Source organism: Chloroflexota bacterium (assembly GCA_026389585.1).
GTDB lineage: Bacteria > Chloroflexota > Dehalococcoidia > UBA2247 > RBG-13-53-26 > JAPLHP01.
Genome location: JAPLHP010000013.1, coordinates 1 through 20,660 on the forward strand (window position 1 = coordinate 1; position 20,660 = coordinate 20,660).

13 protein-coding genes are annotated in these 20,660 nt (G+C 53.8%); 6 read left to right on the plus strand and 7 right to left on the minus strand.

Going from position 1 to position 20,660, the window contains the following annotated elements; translation table 11 throughout:
• The 3 genes from NTZ04_00950 to NTZ04_00960 form a co-directional block, all read right to left on the minus strand.
• On the minus strand, positions 1-429 hold a 429-nt coding region (locus NTZ04_00950), incomplete at its 3' end, for an NAD(P)-binding protein (protein MCX5990891.1).
• Positions 430-479: 50 nt separating this feature from the next.
• Complete coding sequence (locus tag NTZ04_00955) at positions 480-2,213, minus strand: NAD(P)/FAD-dependent oxidoreductase (GenBank protein MCX5990892.1); 1,734 nt, start codon at positions 2,211-2,213, stop codon at positions 480-482.
• Positions 2,214-2,465: 252 nt separating this feature from the next.
• Entirely contained in the window at positions 2,466-4,769 is a 2,304-nt protein-coding gene (locus NTZ04_00960; GenBank protein MCX5990893.1) for a PAS domain S-box protein, read from the minus strand.
• Positions 4,770-5,126: 357 nt separating this feature from the next.
• On the opposite strand from NTZ04_00960, the gene NTZ04_00965 reads away from it, so the two are divergent.
• The 6 genes from NTZ04_00965 to nifS all read left to right on the plus strand — a co-directional run bounded on the left by NTZ04_00965 (position 5,127) and on the right by nifS (position 10,874).
• Positions 5,127-6,056 carry an ABC transporter ATP-binding protein gene (locus NTZ04_00965; GenBank protein MCX5990894.1) on the plus strand — a complete coding sequence of 310 codons (930 nt, stop codon included), beginning with the start codon at positions 5,127-5,129 and terminating at the stop codon, positions 6,054-6,056.
• On the plus strand, positions 6,053-7,156 hold the full coding sequence (locus NTZ04_00970) for an ABC transporter permease (protein MCX5990895.1): 1,104 nt from the start codon (positions 6,053-6,055) through the stop codon (positions 7,154-7,156). The genes NTZ04_00965 and NTZ04_00970 overlap by 4 nt, the downstream gene beginning before the upstream one ends.
• 18 nt (positions 7,157-7,174) lie before the next feature.
• Positions 7,175-8,008 carry a tetratricopeptide repeat protein gene (locus tag NTZ04_00975; protein ID MCX5990896.1) on the plus strand — a complete coding sequence of 278 codons (834 nt, stop codon included), beginning with the start codon at positions 7,175-7,177 and terminating at the stop codon, positions 8,006-8,008.
• A gap of 323 nt (positions 8,009-8,331) precedes the next feature.
• Positions 8,332-8,607: an HgcAB-associated protein gene (locus NTZ04_00980; GenBank protein MCX5990897.1), complete on the plus strand. Its 276-nt coding sequence runs from the start codon at positions 8,332-8,334 to the stop codon at positions 8,605-8,607.
• Between the two features lies 1 nt (position 8,608).
• Complete coding sequence (locus NTZ04_00985; protein MCX5990898.1) at positions 8,609-9,493, plus strand: arsenite methyltransferase; 885 nt, start codon at positions 8,609-8,611, stop codon at positions 9,491-9,493.
• 34 nt (positions 9,494-9,527) lie between these two features.
• Positions 9,528-10,874, plus strand: a complete 1,347-nt coding sequence (nifS, locus tag NTZ04_00990) for a cysteine desulfurase NifS (protein ID MCX5990899.1) — start codon at positions 9,528-9,530, stop codon at positions 10,872-10,874.
• Positions 10,875-11,252: 378 nt separating this feature from the next.
• Here the strand turns inward: nifS and NTZ04_00995 are convergent, their stop codons facing one another.
• The 4 genes from NTZ04_00995 to NTZ04_01010 form a co-directional block, all read right to left on the minus strand.
• Entirely contained in the window at positions 11,253-13,718 is a 2,466-nt protein-coding gene (locus NTZ04_00995) for a hypothetical protein (GenBank protein ID MCX5990900.1), read from the minus strand.
• Positions 13,709-15,154, minus strand: coding sequence for a hypothetical protein (locus NTZ04_01000; GenBank protein ID MCX5990901.1), 1,446 nt, complete (start codon positions 15,152-15,154; stop codon positions 13,709-13,711). The genes NTZ04_00995 and NTZ04_01000 overlap by 10 nt, the downstream gene beginning before the upstream one ends.
• A gap of 548 nt (positions 15,155-15,702) precedes the next feature.
• Complete coding sequence (locus tag NTZ04_01005; GenBank protein ID MCX5990902.1) at positions 15,703-18,558, minus strand: GAF domain-containing protein; 2,856 nt, start codon at positions 18,556-18,558, stop codon at positions 15,703-15,705.
• Between the two features lie 379 nt (positions 18,559-18,937).
• The gene (locus NTZ04_01010; protein ID MCX5990903.1) at positions 18,938-20,659 is read right to left on the minus strand and encodes a long-chain fatty acid--CoA ligase; all 1,722 of its coding nucleotides are present in this window, start codon (positions 20,657-20,659) and stop codon (positions 18,938-18,940) included.
• Between the last annotated feature and the right edge of the window lies 1 nt (position 20,660).

Genomic DNA, 20,660 nt, shown 5'->3' on the forward strand with positions numbered 1-20,660 from the left:
GGTCTGCGGGCCGACAATGTTCTTCATCATCTCGTCGAACAGCTTGTACATCTGACGATAGCTGTCGGCATCTTTCTTGGAGAACTTAGCTATAGAGGCACAGGTCTTCTCCACATCTGTATAGATGCAGAGGCACTTGCCATCCTTCAGAGGCATGGCCCACTGAAGCTCCGGTTTAATGTGTTTGACCAGGTATTCATCGAAATTGAGGTCCTGGTAGACCGGCGCGTAATCCACCATCATGTGGTAGATGGCGTGGGTGTTGTGGAAGAAATCCGGCAGGGTCACCTGTTCTGTCATCAGGCCTCCGCCGACCTCGAACCTCTTCTCCAGGAGCAAACATTTCTGGCCTGCCTTGGCGAGGTAGGCACCGATCTCCAGTCCGTTGGGGCCACCTCCGATGATTATTATGTCGAACTTCTGTGCCATTTCTACCTCCTTAAGTTCGGTATATGTGTGCACTGCGCAACATCGGTTTCCTATCCGTACTTCTTGGGCTTGGCCGAATCCTGCACTCTCTTCTTGACCTTGTAGACCTCTTCTACCAGCGAATCCGGTTCCTTCTTGTCCGACTCCTCCCACGGCTTGGCCAGATTCAGGTCCTTGGCTATGATCTTGTAGCAGTTGTAAGACTCGCTTGCACCAGCATTGGAGCCCAGGTGCCAGCACCCTCCGGTGGCGTAGAGGTTCTTTATCGGGGTCCGGTGGTTGGCCAACTCCGGAGTGGGCCTGTTGCCTTCAAGCTGATAGTAGTTGCGGTCTATGCCAGCAATGTTGCCCGTTGGTGCCAGGTTCTTCATGCGCAGGTGGTCATACGGGCTGTTGGTGTCAACACCAATAACGTTGTCCCAGGTCATATTGGGAGCATACTGCTGCCATATCTGGATCAGTTCATCCGCATACCGCTCCTTGATCTCCAGCCATTCCTTCTCAGTATGACGAGTGGCCGGCGGCCCCAGTTGCTCGTTCTGCACAACATGCTTCCCGGGAGGAGCATAGGCAGGATCAGCCAGACTATGGCAACCTACAGTAGGAGCATAGTCCTCAAGGGGTGGCCATTTCCCCAGCTTCATGTACATGCACTCTCTGGCGATGTGGTCAGGGCTGGGGTCCGGCTGCATCCCCAGCCATTCACACTCATGAATGTCCGGATTGAAGGCCTCCGCCTTGTACTTCGGAGCCTGGTGAACAGCAAAAATATACCACATCAGACACCCAAATGACTTCTCAATGAGCTCCACCCGCTTGGCCAGCATCGGGTCAATGTACTCCCTGCCAATCAGGTCAAAACAGAGTTGATGTGGCGTCATGCCAGCACTGACAACGATCTTGTTTGCCTTGACCTGGCTGCCGTCCATCAGTTTAATGCCTTTGGCAGCGCCATTCTCAATGACAACCTTGTCTACCTCAGCATGGGTAAAAAACTTGCAGCCCATCTGCACCAGTATCTGGTGCGCCGCATGGGCTATCTGGTGCGTCCCGCCCGGGGTAAATCCTACCAGTGGAAGATAAGAGGCAAATCCCATGGCATAGGCCCCAAATCCAGGTTCATTGATATCGTTTACTGAGGAAACGGCAAACCTTAGAATACAGGACTGCATCTCAGGGCTTTCAAACCATTCCTCTACCATACGCTTGCTGCTGGCAGTAAGCACCAGCGAATCAGGGGTGAATCCGGCCTCCACCATCTTCGGGAAAAACTCTATCTGCCTGTTAAGAACCTCAGGAGCCGTCTTGAATTCCGCCGGATTGTAGAGCATGTCCGCCTGGACTCTCCAGTATTCCTTGCTCCGTTCCATTGCCGACAGCTTCAGCCACCTCTCAGCATCCTTCTTGGAGAAGCGGGCAATCTGCTGGGCACTCCGTTCCTGCGTCGGGTCGTACTTCGTGCTGTAGATGCCGAGAGCGGTCTCGTTGTTTCGGAAGACGAACCCATCACTGCAGAGATGCTGGTCCCACCGGCCCCCGTACTCCCAGAAATCAGGAAAATCACGCCACACGGGCAGATAATACATCGGCAGAATTATATTGGCATGCGTGTTGCCACGAAAGCCCGGAGCCGAGGTCTCCTCGGTGGCCAGGCACCCGCCAATTTCATGCCTTCTCTCAAAAATACCAACGCTCATGCCACCATATTTCATGAGGTACATCGCCAGCAGCAGCCCTTTGTTACCCCCACCGATTATCACCGCATCATAACTAGCATCAGCCATTCTACCTCCTTCGCTTAGGTACTTGACTCACGTTAGAAGACCGTTGGATAGCAAGAGAAAATTATAACTCTGATGAACCCTCCTTCATCTAGTGTCCAAGACACTTCGCCATGCGAACACTCAAGGCGCATAATTTGCGCTAAGACACGTTGGGGGGTGAACTTAGCCACAACCAGCGTACTGGGTTGTGGCAAGAAAACAATAAGAAAGATACAAGAAAGATGTAAGAAAACGCCCGAGGCTCTTGCTGCCTTACAGTGGGTTGATCAGCGAATACCCCACACCGGCCTTGGTGCGGATAACTTTTGGCTTCTTAGGGTCAATCTCAAGCTTTGCCCGGAGGTAGCCGATGTAAACCCTTAGACTCTCAATAGCACCAGGACAGTCCTCACCCCAGACTGCCTCTGTAAGCCGAGAGTAAGTCGTCACATGACCCGCATTCCTCATCAGATTTTCCAGGATGCGCCCTTCAACAGCAGTCAGACTTATTTCTTTTGATCCATAGGTAAGCTGGTAGGTTGAGGGGTCAAGGCACAGCGACCCACAGACAATTGGCGCCTCTTCATCAGGATGCACCTGTTTGCGCAGCTGAGCCTTCAGTCGTGACAGTAGTTCCAGCTTGCGGAATGGTTTGGTAATGTAATCGTTCGCGCCACGATCAAGCCCCCTGGACACATCCCTTTCCTCACCCCTTACGGTGAGGACAACGACAGGCACAGAGGAGAAAAGGCGAATCGATTTCAAGACCTCCAGACCATCTATGTCAGGGAGACCCAAATCGAGGATGACGATATCTGGCTCCTCCGTCTCCACAAGCTCTATGCCTTCCTCCCCCATTCTCGTTGAAATCAACTTGGCCTCCGGCCAGTCCTTCTGAAAGGCCAGCGAGACCGAATCCACGATTTCCTGTTCATCTTCTATGATCAATACCTTCCACAGTTTTGTTGCCATATTAGAGTCTCTTGTCTCCCGCCCACCACTGTCCAGGGACAGAGAAAAGGCAAAGGTTGAACCCTTGCCCACCTGGCTTCTCACCCATATCTGCCCCCCATGCAGTTCCACCAGTGTCTTGCACAAAGCAAGCCCAAGCCCCAATCCACTGAAGCGCCTGCTGTCGCTGACCCGCCGATGATAGGGCTCAAACAGCTCTTTCTGTTCCTCTCCGGACATGCCACGACCCGTGTCCTGGACCTCAATAATCAGAAGGCTCTCTCTTTCCCTGGCCCTGAGGGTGATCTTTCCGCCCCTGGGAGTGAATTTGACTGCATTCTCAAGGAGATTAAGAAGTATCTGCTGTACCCGTGACACGTCAGCACTAACCATGCAGACGGAAGAGGGCAGGTCCAGAATTAGAGACTGGCCATGGCTCGCAGCCACTGGGGCGAAACCCTCACCTACCTCTCGAAGGAGTGGCAGAGGATCGACGAGTTCCGGATTCAGTTGTAGCATTCCCACCTCACCCCTTGCCAAGTCAAGAAGCTCGTCTATCCTGCTATTCAGGCTATTGGCGCCTCGACTTATATTCCTCGCCAAGCTTAACAGGCGCTCATCCCGGATTTCAGCGAGGAGGGAATCTACAGAGGCAAGCACTGGCGTGAGTGGCGTCTTCAGTTCGTGTGCCAACGCTCTGGTGAACTCCACTCTCCTATTCATCTCGGTCTCAATCTGCTGACGCAACTCCTTCTCCTGCTTGTAAAGCTCCTGCAGTTTCTCTTCGGATTTCTTGCGCTCGCTGATATCGCGGGTGACCCCCAGCAGGCCAGCCGTTTTGCCTCCTGCATCCAGCAGCAGAGTCACCGCTGTCTCGGCCCAGGTTGTTGAGCCATCTTTACGGTACACCTCCGCCTCAATCGTGATCGGAGCAGCACCGGTCTTATCCCCTATACTCTCTTTGGCCCGTCTTTCTGCGTCAATCTTCCTGGCAAGCTCCCAGGAGGCTCGCGTAATACCCCTCGCCGGGTCTATTGCTACAGCCTCCTCCAAGGTGAAGCCAAGCACACGCTTGACTGAGGGACTGAGGTAAGTGAAGCCCCATTTACCATCCCTATTCTCCATAGTCCAGATGATGTCTGTCACGTTGTCAGCCAGGAGGCGGTAGTGCGCTTCTCTGGCTCGCAGTTCCTTCTCCACACGCTCTCGCTCGGCGACAGCTCTCAAAACGTACAAGATACCTTCCAGCCTGTGAAGGCTCCTGTTAGGCCTGACTGTCAACATGGCCGCAAGTGTGGTGCGATTCTTGCGAACAGCTTCCACTTCTGCCCACAGCCCACTCTCTTGTTGCGGTGTCGTGGCGAACATCCGACGTATCTCCTGTAGGCCATCAGGTTTTACAAGGGCGAGCTCGGTAATACTCTGTCCAACCAACTCGTGTGCTTCATAGCCCAAAATGTCCTTCACGTTCTTGCTCACCTGGGTGACTGCGCCACGCCTGTCGGTGCGAAGAACCTCCTCGCTTGCTCCTTCCATCATGGATGCGAGTTTCTCTGCTGATCGCCGAAGTGCTTCCTCTGCTCTCGTCCTTCGATCGGTTTGGCGTCTCTTCAGCCGATCTGCCATGGTAATCCTCCTATAGCCTACCAGCATTGCGATTTGAAAATGGAGTGTCTCTTGTCCCGCCTGGAATCCAGCCCCAGCCCGATTATAGCATGCTGCCTGGCACGAGGGCAGCGATGTCAGCTGGCTGGGTAACTGACAAGGAGTCTCGATCAGGGACAGAGTGGCCGCAGGAAATGCGAGTATCAGATCAGCCTATGGCCCCTCAGGAATCAGCTGAGCGAAGAAATCTCGCAGTTGTTTCTGAAGTACAGTACAATTATGTAATCGCGTTGGGACGGAGTATGTGGCCAGAGCCTCAGACCGACCTTGGTGATCATTGACGTTGTGGTAACATTGCGGTAAATTATTGATCAAGTAATGACTGTCACGCCTGAAACAGTAGTCGAAATCAGCAATCTCGTTAAGGCCTATGGAGACGTCAAGGCTGTGAACGCAATCAGCCTCAGCGTAACCAAGGGAGAGGTCTTCGGCATGCTCGGCCCGAATGGTGCCGGGAAGACCACGACGGTAGAGATAATCGAAGGGCTGCGCACTGCTGACAGTGGCATGGTAAAACTGCTTGGCATGGATGTTTCCAGAGACGTCCGTGCCATAAAAGAACGCATAGGGGTACAATCACAACAGCCTGCGCTCTTCCCGAAGTTGACGGTCCAGGAAACCATCAACTTTTTCCGCAGCCTGTATAAGAAATCCATTCCTGCGTCAGACATCATCAAACTAGCTGCTCTCGAAGAAAGCCGGGGGGTTCTCTACCAGAACCTTTCAGGTGGTCAGCAGCAGCGGCTGTCGGTAGCTTTGGCCTTTGTCAATGATCCGGATGTTATCTTCCTGGATGAGCCGACCACGGGATTGGATCCTCAGGCACGCCGCGCTATGTGGGAAGTTGTCGAGAATTTCCACAGGACAGGGAAAACAGTTTTTCTGACCACACACTATATGGAGGAAGCAGAGCGACTCTGTGACAGGGTTGCCATCATGGATCACGGACATATAATCGCCCTGGATAGTCCTCAACGCATGATTGCACAGTACATTAAGGAGAGCGCCATTCAGTTCAAGATGACGAACTATCCTGGCGAGGAAGCCCTGACCAACCTTACGGGTGTAACCAAAGCAGTCAAGGAGGGGGACGAGATCATCCTTTACACAAGCAACATTCCCTCCGCTATATCTGCACTGCTTGACCTGGCTTCAGCGAAGTCATCGGAGCTGTCCGAGCTTTTCGTCCGGCAAGCTACGCTTGAGGACGTCTTTCTCAAATTGACCGGGAAGAGGATAAGGGATTGAGAGCTTTCGCAAGCGTATTCGTAGCGCACCTCAGGCAGTTCATCAGGGACAGGGGTGCCCTGTTTTTCACCTTCATCTTCCCGATCATATTCATCTTGCTTTTCGGTTGGGCCTTCAGCAATGCAGGCACACAAACCTTCAAAGTGGGGCTGGTTGATCAGGGTTCCCCCCAAATCACCGCTATCCTGACACTAAGCCTGGACAATGTAACTATAGATAAGAACCAGAAGGTATTTGAGATCCAGGAAGGGGTGCTGGACGAGCTGATGCAGTCACTCAAAAAGGGTGACCTCGATGCAGTGATAGTCATCCCGGAGAACATGGACATCTCCTTATTAAGTCAGGGGCAACCTGCAAATATTCAGGTTTACTACGACCCCAGCCTAGCCGCCAATCAGCAGACCCTGATTCCCATCCTGAGTCAGGTAATCGACGGGATGGACCAGCAACTGCACAAAAGCTCCCCACTTCTCGGTATGGATCCGAACAGCACTCAAACGCATCAGTTGAGGTACATCGACTACCTGGTACCGGGCATATTGGGCATGTCCCTGATGTTCACCGGTGTCTATGGCGCCATGCCGATCATCCAGCAAAGGCAGGCGCATATCATCAAGCGTCTGGGATCCACTCCCTTGCGGCGCTCAACACTGGTTCTTGGTGATCTGACCTTCCGCATGATACTGGTTCTTCTTACAGCGGCACTGATCGTTCTGGTGGGCCAACTTGCCTTTAATGTACAGATGGTCGGCAACTGGTTCAGTTTTTGCGGAATCGTGATTCTTGGAGCCCTCGTCTTTACCAGCCTGGGTTACCTGATGGCGGCGCTTGTGAAGACGGAGGAAGCCGCAATACCCATCATCAATGTCATCACGATGCCAATGATGTTCCTCTCCGGCACTTTCTTTGCAGTGACCAGTATGCCCTCCTTCATCCAACCTGTGGTAAAGATTCTACCATTGACCTATCTCTCTGATGCCCTGAGGCAAATCATGATATCAGGCACTCCATTACACTCGATGACGACGGATATCGCCATAATGGCGGGGTGGGTAGTTGTTTGCCTCGGCGTGACGATACGGTTCTTTCGATGGGATTGACCATAGAGGGGGTGGCTCATGCTAAAGCTGACTCGAGTGGCTCCACACGAGTGGGAGTTCGTCTATCCAGATATATATGACAATCTAATGGACGAATTCAACGCCGGGTGCGAGATTTATGAGCAAGGCGATCTCGCCGCAGCCGAGAGAGCCTTCAGACAGGTACTTGCCCGGATGCCTGACCATCTGGATGCAATCCATCATCTGGCAATGGTGCTATCAGAGGGGAATCACCCCGACCAGGCTCATGACCTCTGGGATCAGGCTGTCCGCATCGGGCGAAAGGCATTCCCTCAGGATTTCAAGCCAGGAAGAGACCGGCTTGAATGGGGCTGGCTGGAGAACAGGCCATTTCTCCGATGCCTTCATGGATTGGCCCTGGCCAGATATGAGGAGGAAGAGGTAGAAGAGGCCCTGAGGCTGTTCCAGGAGCTACTCTCCTTGAACCCAGATGATAATCAGGGGGTTCGAGCGATGGCCGAAGAGGCATTGTTCAAGCTGGGCAGACTGGAGGACGCTCTCAAGATCACTGAGCAGTACCCTGATGATGTGATGTCTGAGACTCTCTATGGGCGAGCCCTGGCTCTTTTCAAGCTGGGACGACGACGAGAAGCAACCATAGCGCTCAAGGAAGCTGTGGAATACCTGCCCCTGGTGAGGAGGGAGCTCTTGAAGACAAGACACCACCTGCCCAGGACAGCGCGGCCAGGTTTTGTTACCCTAGGCGGTGCTGATGAGGCTTACTACCACTGGAAACACTGGGGGCAATTCTGGGAAGAAGCCCCTGAAGCCCTTGAATGGCTAAGGATAACAGGACAGCCCCCCAGGGCCCGCCGAGGTAAGGGTCAGTAGTGGTATCTCAGTTAGGCAAACTATGGGTTGGTGGAGACCCTATAGCAAGAAGCAGGTTTATTCAAAACCAACCAAGATTTAACTTAACCCATGGTCCCCAATCCGTGGATTCTCAACGTGGGCAGGATTCCAGAGAAGTAGTACCATACCCCTTGGCCTCCACCTGGATTCCCACGTTCGTGGGAATGACATTAACGCGAAGTAATCCACGGATTAGGGATGGTGTTGTGGGCTTGACAATGCTAATAAATCAGCATATTCTGATTAATCAGCAGCTTTGAATGCATTGGGCACTAGCTGAACTGTAGAAAAGAGGTGTGAATATGGCAAAGGATACAAAGGGGACTTGTTGCGAAACTCCGACAGGCGAGGGGTCTAGCTGCTGCAATGTCGAGGCGGTGGTAAGCGTGGATGAGCGGGGTCAGATGGTGCTGCCCAAGGATATCAGGGAGAAAGCTGGCATTAAGGCGGGCGATAAGCTGGCCATAATAGCCATGCGGCAGGAGGGCAAAATATGTTGCCTTGCCATGATCAAGGTAGAGGCTCTGGCCGACATGGTGAAAGGCATGCTGGGGCCGGTAATGAAGGAGATCTTCTAAAATGGAGCGAGGTGTTGAGATGAAAGAGCAAGAGATCAAGAAGGCGGTCAGGCAACGTTATGCCAGAGCTGCCAAGCAGGGTGGTGGTTGTGGCTGCGTCGCCGCGAGTCCGTGCTGTGGGGGCACCAATTTGGCCCAGAACATCAGCAAAGCCATCGGATACAGCGATCAAGAAATATGCGCAGTTCCCGAAGGCGCCAACCTAGGTCTCGGCTGCGGGAATCCGGTGGCGCTAGCTTCCCTGAAAGAGGGCGAGGTGGTACTGGACCTCGGGGCAGGTGCCGGGTTTGACTGTTTTCTGGCGGCCAAGAAAGTGGGCAATAAGGGGAAGGTCATCGGGGTGGACATGACCCCCGAAATGATCGACAAGGCCAGAGAGAATGCCAGGCAGGGTGGCTATGCCAACGTCGAATTCCGCCTCGGAGAGATCGAGAACCTGCCCGCCGCCGACAACTCGGTGGACGCGGTCATATCCAACTGCGTCATCAACCTGTCGCAAGATAAAAAGAGGGTCTTTAGCGAGGCGTACCGGGTTTTGAAACCTGGCGGCCGACTGATGATCTCGGATCTGGTTCTGCTGAAAGAACTTCCCAAGGCCATCAAGGGTTCCATTGAGGCATATGTTGGCTGTATCTCAGGGGCGATGTTGCGGGACGGTTACCTGGAGGCCATGAGAAAAGCAGGACTCAAGGGCGTGAGAGTGGTTGAGCAGACATCATTCCCCGTTGAACTCATGGCCAACGATGAGACGGCGAAGGCGCTTATGAATGACCTGCAGTTGACCACCGAGACACTGCAAGACCTGGCAAGCTCCGTAGTGAGCGTGAAGGTCGAGGCCATCAAACCGAAGAGGCAGGCCAAGCGAGCAGGCAAGGACAAGCGTTGACCCGTCCGTCGGTGACGTTGTGAAAGGCTAAGGAATGAGAAGGATATACCTTGATTATGCTGCCACCACGCCCACGCACCCCGATGTCTCGAAGGCGATGCGCCCCTACCTGAGGGACTTCTTTGGCAACCCCTCCAGCATGCATTCCATAGGACAGGAGGCCAGGGTCGCCGTAGAGGAGTCACGAGACAAAGTGGCTTCCATGATCGGTGCCAGCAGCGAGGAGATCGTTTTCACCGGTGGTGGGACAGAGGCAGACAATTTCGCCCTGAAGGGAATGGCCTATGCCAATGACAGCAAGAAGAATCACATCATTACCAGCTCCATTGAGCACCACGCGGTTCTGGAAACGTGCAAGTTCCTGGAACGGCTGGGGTTCAGTGTTACCTACCTCCCAGTGGATGGTTATGGCTTGGTTGACCCCGATGATGTAAAGAGAGCCATCACCGAGAAAACCCTCCTTATATCGGTGATGCACGCCAACAATGAAGTAGGCACGGTAGAGCCTATTGCTGAAATTGGCAAGATTGCCAGGGAAGCCGGCATCAGTTTTCATACCGACGCGGTGCAGACGGCGGGGCACATACCGGTGAAAGTGGACGATCTGGGCGTAGATATGCTGGCAATGTCAGCCCACAAACTTGGTGGTCCAAAAGGTGTTGGAGCACTTTACGTGAGGAAGGGAACGAGAATAGTCTCCTTCGTGCATGGCGGCGAGCAGGAAAAAGGACGCCGGGCCAGCACTGAGAATGTCCCCGGAATTGTGGGCTTCAGCAAAGCGGCGGAGATGGCACAACGAGAGTCGGGAAAAGAAGCGAAACGCCTGACTGTTCTCCGCGACAAACTGACAAACGGCCTTATGGGGCGAATTGAGCATGTTCACCTCAATGGTCATCCCACGCGAAGGCTGCTCAACAATGTCAACATGAGTGTTGATGGTGTGGAAGGTGAGCACATGCTTCTGAACCTCAACGCGCGAGGGATCTGCGTCTCTACCGGGTCCGCCTGCAGTTCCAGCAGCTCGAAACCATCCCATGTGCTGTTGGCACTGGGGCTCTCCCACGAGCAAGCCCGCGGCTCGATAAGGCTTAGCCTGGGACGGGAGACCGCTGAGAGAGACATCGATCGTGTCCTGGCTGTATTGCCTGATGTTGTCAACGAGTTGCGTGCAATGGCGCCATCAGGAAAGGGCATCATGGCGGAAGGGACGGTGGCCGGTAACGTTTTGAGGAATGCCCTCCTCAGATACGAGACAGAGAACCATACGCAGATGCTGTGTAGGTTTAGCCATCTAAGGTGCCTAACCTGTCCAGCCTCTGGTGTGGGCAAAGGCTGTCTGCTGGCCAAGTGGCAGCTAGCCAAGCGGAGGACTAGGGCATAGGAAGAATAAGGGCAGGGAGCACTTGGCCGCCTTACAGAACTCTAACCATATTCTCAGTGTGTTAACGCAAAGGTCTTCTCAAAAGCCCTGGTTTTACCTTTTATCCTGAATGGTGAACCGTGCGTGTCAATAGATAGAACTGGGAACGTGGTCTTCAAGGCAGTGTTCGCGTTTCGCTGAGCAAGATGACCTCCGTTCCACTATCTGGCTGTGCCCCGTTGAACAAAACAAGCTTTGGTTACCTACTGAACATTCCAAGCCATTGTGTGACGCAACGATCTGTACAAAAGTGAGTGTGAAGTCGAAGTCAAGATTGACTGGCAGTCGGTCCACAATTAGTTGCGCGACAATACGGCCTTCTCCAGTTCCGACGGGGTGCTAGTTGGGAGGCGTCTCAGGCATTTTCCCGAACATCAGTATGACGCCGCAGTTCGGGCAGACTACAGCCTCGCCCCGTTTCAGCTCGCGCTCTGGTCCTTTTGGCAAAGCCGTGAAGCATTTGCCGCAGGTTGGGCTGGCAACTCTGAGCATTGGGGGAATGCGTTCGGTCTGCAAGTACTCAACGCACTTCTGCCATACCGGATGTCCCTTGAATCTGGACTCTGCCTCCTTCAACAGCGATTCTGCAGAGGGGTCTCTCAAAGTCTTGGCTTCGATGAGCTTCAGTAACACTCCCCACTTGTAGTCTTGCCTCCGCAACAGTTGCTCATCGGCCAGACCCATCAAACGATAGACCGGCCTTAGGCGGGCTTCAAGAGCGGTTGATACGTCGCCTTCACCTTCAACCCTCAGTACCATTGCCGCACGTATGGGGGAAACCCCGAGCCACTGTCCAGCAATCTGTCGATAATTGGCAGGAATCAATCGGCCCATGTACCTTCGCAGCAACTTCTGCTCGTGATCACCTATCGTACCTTCAGCAGAAGCGCCTATTGCCAGCATAAGCGGACCAGCGATTGCCGCCTGTTTGCAGATGTCGATCCCGTATCTGCTATCGGCCAACGCCTTGAGGAGGTACAACATCGCTTGCGTGAACTGCTCAGAATCCTCTCGCTCACGGCGGACTATCTTCCACCAGAGGAGCACTGCCACCTCAAACGTTACCTGGAGGCACGGCTCAATTCGTTCCCTAGGTATGACATCCCACTCATGCCTGTCGATCCCAGCCAAATACCGGAGATGGTATATCAATCGGTCTGAGATGCGGCGGATTGCCCGCTCTTGGCGGGAAGCATGTTCTAACACAGTCTCTACGTCGCTCTCGCGGTCAGTTGGCGGGGGGCCCGTGATTCTCGCTATGAGTCCACGAATGGTGGCGATTGGGTCCGTGAGATGATCCCCAAGAATTAGGGACGTCGCTCGGCGCACAATCTCCTCGGGATTAGGAGAGAATTCGAAAATCCCTATGGCCTCATCGACTTCCTCTTTCTTGAGTTTACGGCCCGGGCTGGCTGTTGCTTCACCCGATTCTGTAACTGGCATTCTCAACATACGCACAAGTTGAAAGATCTCAAACTCGATTCCCAAGGCTTGTTGCACGGGATCTCTGGACTCTATGTAGGAACGACGCCGCGCTACATTGATACCTGATGCATGTAAAGCCAGTTCCTCGGGGAAGACAACCCATGCTTTGGCGAATACCTTCTTGTCACCCAGATCACCTGTAAGGACAACAATGTGAGGTGGTTCGTGTTCGAGTACCACCTTCGAAGGGGACTCCCCCAATTCGAATTCATTCTCACCAACGATCACCCGTGGTGTAACTAGCCTGCCGTCACACTCCCATGCAACCGAAAGCACCTGGTTCTCGTAGGTCGCGCTGAGATACGCAACGCCGCTGCTCTGGGTCATGTCAGCCTCGTCCCAGCGCCTGCCGGTTCCAGGGAACTTGGCAGCGTCTTCCACTAGTCGGAACTCTACTTGGTCATCTTGAAGTGGTCCCGTCGGGAAGGCTATCAGGAACTCCGAATTGCCTCCTTCAGAAACTCCTTTGACAAGCCCTGAGCGTGTGCAGTTGGCCGAACCGATAGCCAACCAGCGCAGGTCCTTGGATTCGAATTCGTACGCTTTGCCATGGAGCCGACTGGGCTCGACCAAGGTGCGCGGTGTCAGGCCAGGAACGGCCTCAAGAGCATCTTTGAGCGGCGTGTCTGCCCCATCAAAAGGCAAGTCAAGCATTACCTCCTTGGCTGAAAGCGAGGCTGCGAGTTCGCCCAATGCGCTCGCATCCAGAAATGGAGTCACCACGCGGATATAGTGGGCATCGCCAACAATCAGACTGAGTTGATGAAGCAGGCTTTCATGTCCAGACCACAAGAAATGGACACTCTGTTGGGTGCTCGCACCAATGGGCTCGGGAACGAGGCTCCATATGTGGGACAACTGCTCTGAACCTCTGACAAGTGCTGAAACGGCGCTGTGGGCTGTCTTGAGAGCAGGTACTTGATCCGGATAGCCAGAATCCAGCCAAGCCGTGGTTTCCAGTTGATCGTTGAAACCGGACCTGGTGAGGTTGTGCGAGCCGCAGAAGACCAAATCTCGGTCTCCATGCAGCCAAAGGAGCTTCCCGTGTTGCAGAGTCCTCAGCGAAGGAGAATAGCCCAGTACGTAGCTCCTGCCGCACTGTTCAAGTTGCCATGGATCTGACATAGAGGCCTGGTAGGCTCGCCGGTCCGCCAGTATCCCTATGTGGGATACACCAACGCGTCTTAGCTTGGGCAGGACGAGCCGTTCGAAGAACTGCAGGTTGAGAGTGTAGGTCAGGAAGAAAGCCACCCGGAAACCATACATTCGGTTCTCGGATGTCGCCAGGCGGTCAATTTCCTCCAGCAGGTTCACGCCCATGATCTGTATACCTCTGCGCAGCGTCTGCGTGTAGCCTGACCATATTCTGTGAGCCGCCATGAGCCATTATTGTCTACGCTGGCCATGCGAAGTTGGCGCAGCCAGCCTAGGGCTATATCCAATCTGCTGAACCCGCTGGATGGTCTGGGATTCCAGATGTCTCTCCCCGGAGGCACGTGCCAGCGCCCGTCTTCGTATTCGACATGCTGTGTGTCTGGATTGCCTTGGGCCATCTTGCGCAGAACTATGCGAGTATGCTGCACCAGAGCTTCACAGGCGGTCTCTGACCAGTACTCTGCTGCCAGCGTGTTGCTGAGTATACCCTTGGCAATTCTTTCCCGCTGTGATCTGAAAGGGATGTCGCCCTCGGAGTCGACCACAGAGTGCACCTTGAGACCAGACCGATCCAAGTCCTCACCGCTCGCGTATGCGCCGCAGATCATCAGCAACACGCAGCTCCTCTGCGTCTCAGCCTCAAAACTCTCAGCGATCCAATTCTCTGAGCCGCAGTTGGCCCTGGCTTCGGCAGCCAAGGCCGCGAGGTCGTCGCGGCCGCATTCCTCTTGGCACTGTTCTCTGACGGATTCGGCCAGATCAACATGGCTGAGGCCGTCGACTGTCGACCGGACGATGTCAAATGACTGATTGAACGCCAAGGTCCAGCCTAGTTCAATGAGAGAGCGGGCGGCCACCCACCGCCACAGAAATAGGGTGTCTCGGAGGGTTTGACCAAGTGGCACCCCCAGTAGATCAGGCTCTAGTAGCCTACCCATGAGGTAGTGAGTGGTTAGTCTTCGTCCGGGGCTATGCTCAATCACTTCTAGCAGCAGTCGCCACGAGGCAACACGCGCTCCGTAATAGTTCCAGGTATCGCCGTCGAAGTTCGGCTCCTCTGCAGGGTTACGCAGCCCGAATAGCAGGTCTACCAACAAGGTTTGCTCTTCCGATGCGTCCGGTACCCTGCATAGACAGAAAGCGCTGCTGATAGAGTCAACGTCATCGCGGCGTACGCTTTCTGGTAGCGAGCCTGCCCTGATCTGATCGCCAAGCCAACCGCCGGCTGAAGCATCCCATGCCTGTCCAAGCGGGATAGCGCCTTCAAACAGTGGATCATCTGGCTTGCTCAAGTCGAACAGTCCCAAGTCTTTCAGAGTGCCTCGGTAGATGTTGTAGGGCGGGTTGCTTAACCCAGTATCGAGCATCAAGTATTCCCGAGACGTTTCAGAATCAGCGAAAGTCCTGCCCACTACGCCGCGGGGGACCTCGCTTGAAATATCGTGGTGACGAACACAGGAAAGGGCAATCAAGGCTTCAAGTCGCCGAAGGAGCTTTCTGTAGTCTATTATCCTGAGCCCGCGCTGGCTGGCTTCGTGACGCCAGTACTGAGCGGCAGCGAACAGAGAGACATAGCGGACGTTGGGTGTGACGGTTGACATGCCAGAGAGGAGTGATGACTGTAGCGAAGTGCCAGCCCCCTGTACGCCGGATGGGTCGGCTCTCTGACCGGCAACGGGAAGTCTCTTTGTCCAGCCGTGCTCAGGGATACTCGTCATTTTGGCAGTGAAGTGATTCCCATTATCTTCCCCAGTCTACAACGGAAAGAGCAGGTTTTCAATTCAGTCTACAGTCAGCTTCATGGATGAGCATCCTTGATAGCAAAAGTTGTAGTGACTTCACGAAACGTCGTTTCGTGCAGCCTTTCCAAAGGGTTTGACAGAAAACCCAAGACCAGTACAACGCTGAATGTGAACTAATCGTGCGGGCACATTGAAGAGCGGTCTTTGGATTTCTCCAGTGTTGCTGAAGATAGTGACAGTCACCAGTTCTGGCAGATTCTGAGTCACCAGAAGGCCATCTAATTATTGCCTCTTCACTGCCGTGATGCCACACTTCTGGGCAGGAGCATCCAATGGCAGGCGGATGGCACAGCCATTGTGTCTAGAACACCAAGCCTTGGTACAGGGAGCTGCAGTCTTGTGCCCAACTAGACCAGAGAATGCCCTACAACTTCGCCATTCAGTGAGACACAGAAGACAGGATTTGATGATCTCAAGTGCTTGAAGACTGCTTCAACTTCATTGCTTTTCATTCTTGATGCGTTACCATCAAGAATAATGAATGCGTTGACGTAGATCCTCCCGCTCGTATGAGACTTCTCTAGAACTGCTACTCTTGGCGGTATATCGTCTACAATGATCTTCTCTAGTTTGGCACCAACAGGCTTGCCGGTGTGTGTGTCCTCGCTGTCTCGTCCCCACTCCTGAATCAAGTCGCAGTATGCTAGCATAAACGAGACTGGGAAGATGCCAAAACGTATTTCACCGATGTGGCTCAACATGTCCTTGTGTGATGCAATGGCGAGACACGAAGCCAGCATGGTCCGGTTCAAGTTGGAGAAGTATCTGTCCGCTAGTATCAGCGCCCCTAACACACCATGGTCTCTTTTCTCGCGAAGCAAGTGTAGCAACTCGAGTCGGAACCTGGGATTCGGAATCCAGTTGTCTGCATTGGCTTGCCCTGCCATATTCTTGTAGAACTCGGTGATCCTGTCGACGCAGTCCAAATAGGAGTGACCCCGGTCGAACAGTACGCGCTCTATGTTTATCGAGTCAACTATGCTCTCGGATGTCTTGATCAACCTCCTGATCAGGTTATCGAGGGACTCCCGCAACAGTTGTATCGGATAGGCGATATCGTGAAACGTCGAAGTAACTAGCCACGCAGTCTCGAAATCTTGTTTCGCTTTGTCTCCAGGTTCAGCTTCGGTCGAGAAAGCCTCCGCGAGAAGGTTGAGACCTTGGGGATATTGACAGAGTCTATCCAGGACATAGCTCCCGGCGAGGAATACTTGATAGGAGTGAATGAAATGGTCTCGATAGTCAGGCATTCCTCTCTTCAGAAGGTAATCCTCGAAGATCTTGAAATCGCCAAAGGGTGGGTCGGTGCTCGTTCGGAGCGAGCTATTCGCCCCCCACATTCCTCTGATAGAGGAGAGTACAAGCAACCCCATATCCTGCGAAGTCGTTTCGGCATCTGAGAAGAAGCGGGCAGTAAGTCCCTTGTAGCCGACCGACGAGAGCTTACTGCACTCCTTCAGGAGGAAGGGTGAGAAGGTTCGCTCGATTTCTGATCGACGTCTCTCCCTCGCCGTCTGCTGGAGGCGGGTCCGATCGATAGCCGGTGAGAGCCGGGCTGCAAAGGCTACCATGAGTTTCTCATCAAGCGTCGTGAATGGGTCCTCCCATTTCATCTTGGGCACTCTAACAACTCCAACCACCTCTTTCTGCCGTAGAGGCTTGCCAGAGCTTTCCAGTGAGAATACGGGTACGGCCAGAAATCTGTCGCAAGTTTGGTGCTCCTTACCGACCTCGCAGTCATTCGTTCTGCCGGACCAACTTGGTCTGTCATCGTCGTAGCGTTCGGCTAGAAGTTCGCTCTTGTCGTTGAACCTCAAGGGCTTCTTGCTCTCCGCAACCCAACCTGTATACCCCTCGCTGATTGAGTAGGGAGGAGCTTTTGAGAGATCTCCGCCGTATTTCTCTTTTAGCCAGCCGGACGTTGCAGCAAGTCCGAGTTCCTTGCCTCGTACAATGAACAGAGAGCATCCTTTTGCTCCGACTAGCTTTGGTACCTGATTAACGACCATATCGAATAACTCGGATTCCGTGAGCCCCGTACTCGTTGAGAGTCTCTCCAGGATTGCCATGTACCGAGCAGTGTTGATGGCCTTCGACAGCTGTGGTGCAAATGACAGGAATAGCTTCTTCTGTACCCCATTGAATGGGGTACTGCCTTCGGCCTTCGATATTCTCAGTACACCCACAACACTCTCGAGGTCTCTGGATAGGAGAGGTGCCAAGAGCACTGGCCCACCAATCTTGCGGCCAAGGTGAACTTCGCTGTACTTGCCGGGACCGGGAGCGCGGTTCAAAGCCGGTATGCCTGTCAGCGGGTGTGCAATGCCGTCTATCAGCAAGTTCTGTTTGTTTCTGATAACCCACTCCGTCAGGCTTGTCGATGCCTGACGTGACGGAGCAGTCCTTGTGATCGAGTAGAAGGCTTCTCTTGGATGCGAGATTGGATGGTTGTGTCGACCTACCAACCCTGTTGTTGCTGCACATGAGTAGACATCCGTTTCGTGACTGCTCTTTTCCTCATCGAGCAAGAAGATGGAACAGCCTACGCCGCCAATTACTCTGCCAAGCTTGCGTGTCACTTGACTGCACAGCTCCTGCAAATCAAACGCCACGCGGCCAACATCTATCAATGTGGCCCATGAGAATGCGTTCTCCATAGCTGTGCTCATGCTGTCCAGATACTGCGTGAGACGCACCATATCGTCGTCGCAAAATGGTTCTTTCTTTTTGCTTCGCACAACCCTTATCACCCCAAAGACCTGGCCTCTGCCCCCCTCGCTTCGCAGCGGAATTGCCATGAACGCCCCAAGTTCATCCCCTGCAATCTCGAAGTGGGTCTCACTTAGCTCAGTGGGTGGTGCGTTTTCAGCATCTGTGTGGCCATAGGTTGCTATTCTGTCGTCGTGAATGGGATCATTTACCAGCAAGGGGATCTGTGAAAGTATTGCAAAGGCAGTGAGCCCGATGTTCTTGACATCGCCTTTGTCAAATCTCTCAGCCAATCGGCTCACATCTATGTGAAAGTTGCCCAGTGCTCTAGTCAACGCGGTACTTTCGATGAGGAAGTACTTCTCACTCTCCTCGTCTTTTAGGAAGATTGACGTTCCATCACCCTTCACCAGGTTGTTTGAGTCCCTAGCGACATCGGACAGCAGGTTAACGATGTCAACCGAATCTGAAGTAACTTGAGTCGTCTCACCCATCGTGTGAATCTGCCATCCTCTAGAGATCAGGGAGGCGCAACCCCATGCCTCCGATATCCGATACGAGACTATACATGATTTGCATCAGCCAATATTACCTTGGGCGTAGCTTATGCGTCAATGATTGCACTTTGGCCCCGTCGGTGGGTAATCAAGCTCATGCCGAGTGTCGAGAACATGTTGCTGTCTCTCGACAGTGAGCCATTGACTGAGAACAGCATGAAGTTGGCATGGGCCAGAATCGCTCGAAGATCATGAGTCAGGAGTTGTGTCTGGCTGAGACAGCCTCCGCGAACCGCCCCTACAGAGAATGTGCTTGTTGATGCCCCGCCGTTTGAGAAGACGCGTCAGAGGGTTGTCTCCCAAAGGGCCCTGCGGGCTAGCCGCCCTTGGCCTTCCCAGATTCAGGCTTCGCCTTCTTCTTCTCTTCCTCCACCAGCACCCGGCGCAGCACCTTGCCTATGGGAGATTTAGGAAGTTCCTGTCTGAACTCCACCAGCTTGGGTACCTTGAACTTGGCCAGCTTTGTCCGGCAGTACTCAGTGATCTCCTCCGGGGTTGCCGTCTGCCCTTCCTTGAGAACAATGGCCACCTTCACCGTCTCACCGCGGTAGGCATCAGGGACACCGTAGCAGACGGCTTCCTTGATCTTCTCGTGCTCATAGAGCACCTCCTCAACCTCGCGAGGATAGATGTTGTAGCCGCCGGCGATGATCATCTCCTTCTTGCGATCCACGACAAAGAAATAGACGTCCGCATCCACCCTGGCCAGATCACCGGTGTATAGCCAGCCGTTGCGCAGCACCGTGGCAGTCTCCTCGGGCCGGTTCCAGTAGTTTTTCATCACCTGGGGCGCCTTAATTGTCAACTCGCCAACCTCACCCATTGGCATTTCCTTCTCTCCTGTCTCGATATCCATTATCCGGGACTCGACATCAGGGAAGGGGACCCCGATGCTCCCCATCTTGCGCAGCCCGAGTATGGGGGTACAGTGGGTGACCACGGCAGACTCGGTGAGGCCAAAGCCCTCCACCAGCTTGCCCCCCGTGAGTTCCTCAAACTTCTGCTGCACCTCGACAGGGAGCGGCGCAGCACCGCTGACACAGGCCTTGATAGAACGCAGATTGTACTTCTTCACCTGCGGGAAATTGTTGATGGCCACATACATAGTAGGTACACCAGGGAAGAAGAACGGCTTATATTTGTTGATGGCCTTCAGCACCTGCTTGGTTATAAAGCGGGGCAACAAAACCATTGTATAGCCGGTGAGGACAGCGAAATGCATCACCGTAACCAACCCATATACATGGAAAAGGGGCATTACCCCCATTATCATTCCCTCACCATCCTTGACGCCAACGGGTGCGGCCCAAGCCCTCATCTGGCAGGTATTGGCCAGGGGACCGCGGTGGGTTATTACCGCACCTTTGCTGACACCGGTGGTTCCACCAGTGTACTGGAACATGGCCACATCGTTTTGATCTACGGCCACAGAGGGCGGCGTGGGCGGGAATTTCTCCAGTAGATCGCGGAAGGCCATGGTGGCACCAGCTTCTCTGATATCGGCGCGGTGTCCCTCTTTGCGCTCTCGTAAGAGAGTAAACAGCAGTCGGCTGACAGGCGGCAGGTACTCCTTGATATTGGTTACCACCACATTCCGCAGGCCGGTCCGCTCTCTTAATCCGGCCACAGTTTTATAGAAAAGGCTGAGCAGGATAATCACCTTCGCGCCGCAGTCGTTAAGCTGGTGCTCTATCTCCCGCCCTGCGTACAGGGGATTGAAGGCCACTACTATTCCCCCTGCCTTGAGGACAGCGTAATAGCTGATGACGAACTGGGGGCAATTGGGCATGAGCAAGGCTACCCTGTCCCCTTTCTTCACCCCAAGGTCGATCAGGGCATTGGCCAGGCGGTTGACCTGCTCATTCAGCTCTTTGTAGCTCATCTTCCCGGAGTCTCCCAGGGCCCCCGGGAAGATGATGGCGGTTTTTTCAGGGAAGCGGCGCGCCGTCTCCTCAAGCATCTGGGGAAACGTTATCTTGGGATAATCGATAGTCGCCGGCACCCCGGCGTCGTAATGCTTGAGCCATACCTTTTCCATC

What these genes read in the sequence shown, in the direction of transcription:
- NTZ04_00955 (MCX5990892.1), bottom strand. Translation starts at nt 2,213, where the DNA reads ATGGCTGATGCTAGTTATGATGCGGTGATAATCGGTGGGGGTAACAAA.
- NTZ04_00960 (MCX5990893.1), bottom strand. Translation starts at nt 4,769, where the DNA reads ATGGCAGATCGGCTGAAGAGACGCCAAACCGATCGAAGGACGAGAGCA.
- NTZ04_00965 (MCX5990894.1), top strand. Translation starts at nt 5,127, where the DNA reads ATGACTGTCACGCCTGAAACAGTAGTCGAAATCAGCAATCTCGTTAAG.
- NTZ04_00975 (MCX5990896.1), top strand. Translation starts at nt 7,175, where the DNA reads ATGCTAAAGCTGACTCGAGTGGCTCCACACGAGTGGGAGTTCGTCTAT.
- NTZ04_00980 (MCX5990897.1), top strand. Translation starts at nt 8,332, where the DNA reads ATGGCAAAGGATACAAAGGGGACTTGTTGCGAAACTCCGACAGGCGAG.
- NTZ04_00985 (MCX5990898.1), top strand. Translation starts at nt 8,609, where the DNA reads ATGGAGCGAGGTGTTGAGATGAAAGAGCAAGAGATCAAGAAGGCGGTC.
- nifS (MCX5990899.1), top strand. Translation starts at nt 9,528, where the DNA reads ATGAGAAGGATATACCTTGATTATGCTGCCACCACGCCCACGCACCCC.
- NTZ04_00995 (MCX5990900.1), bottom strand. Translation starts at nt 13,718, where the DNA reads ATGGGCGTGAACCTGCTGGAGGAAATTGACCGCCTGGCGACATCCGAG.
- NTZ04_01000 (MCX5990901.1), bottom strand. Translation starts at nt 15,154, where the DNA reads ATGTCAACCGTCACACCCAACGTCCGCTATGTCTCTCTGTTCGCTGCC.
- NTZ04_01005 (MCX5990902.1), bottom strand. Translation starts at nt 18,558, where the DNA reads ATGGGTGAGACGACTCAAGTTACTTCAGATTCGGTTGACATCGTTAAC.
- NTZ04_01010 (MCX5990903.1), bottom strand. Translation starts at nt 20,659, where the DNA reads ATGGAAAAGGTATGGCTCAAGCATTACGACGCCGGGGTGCCGGCGACT.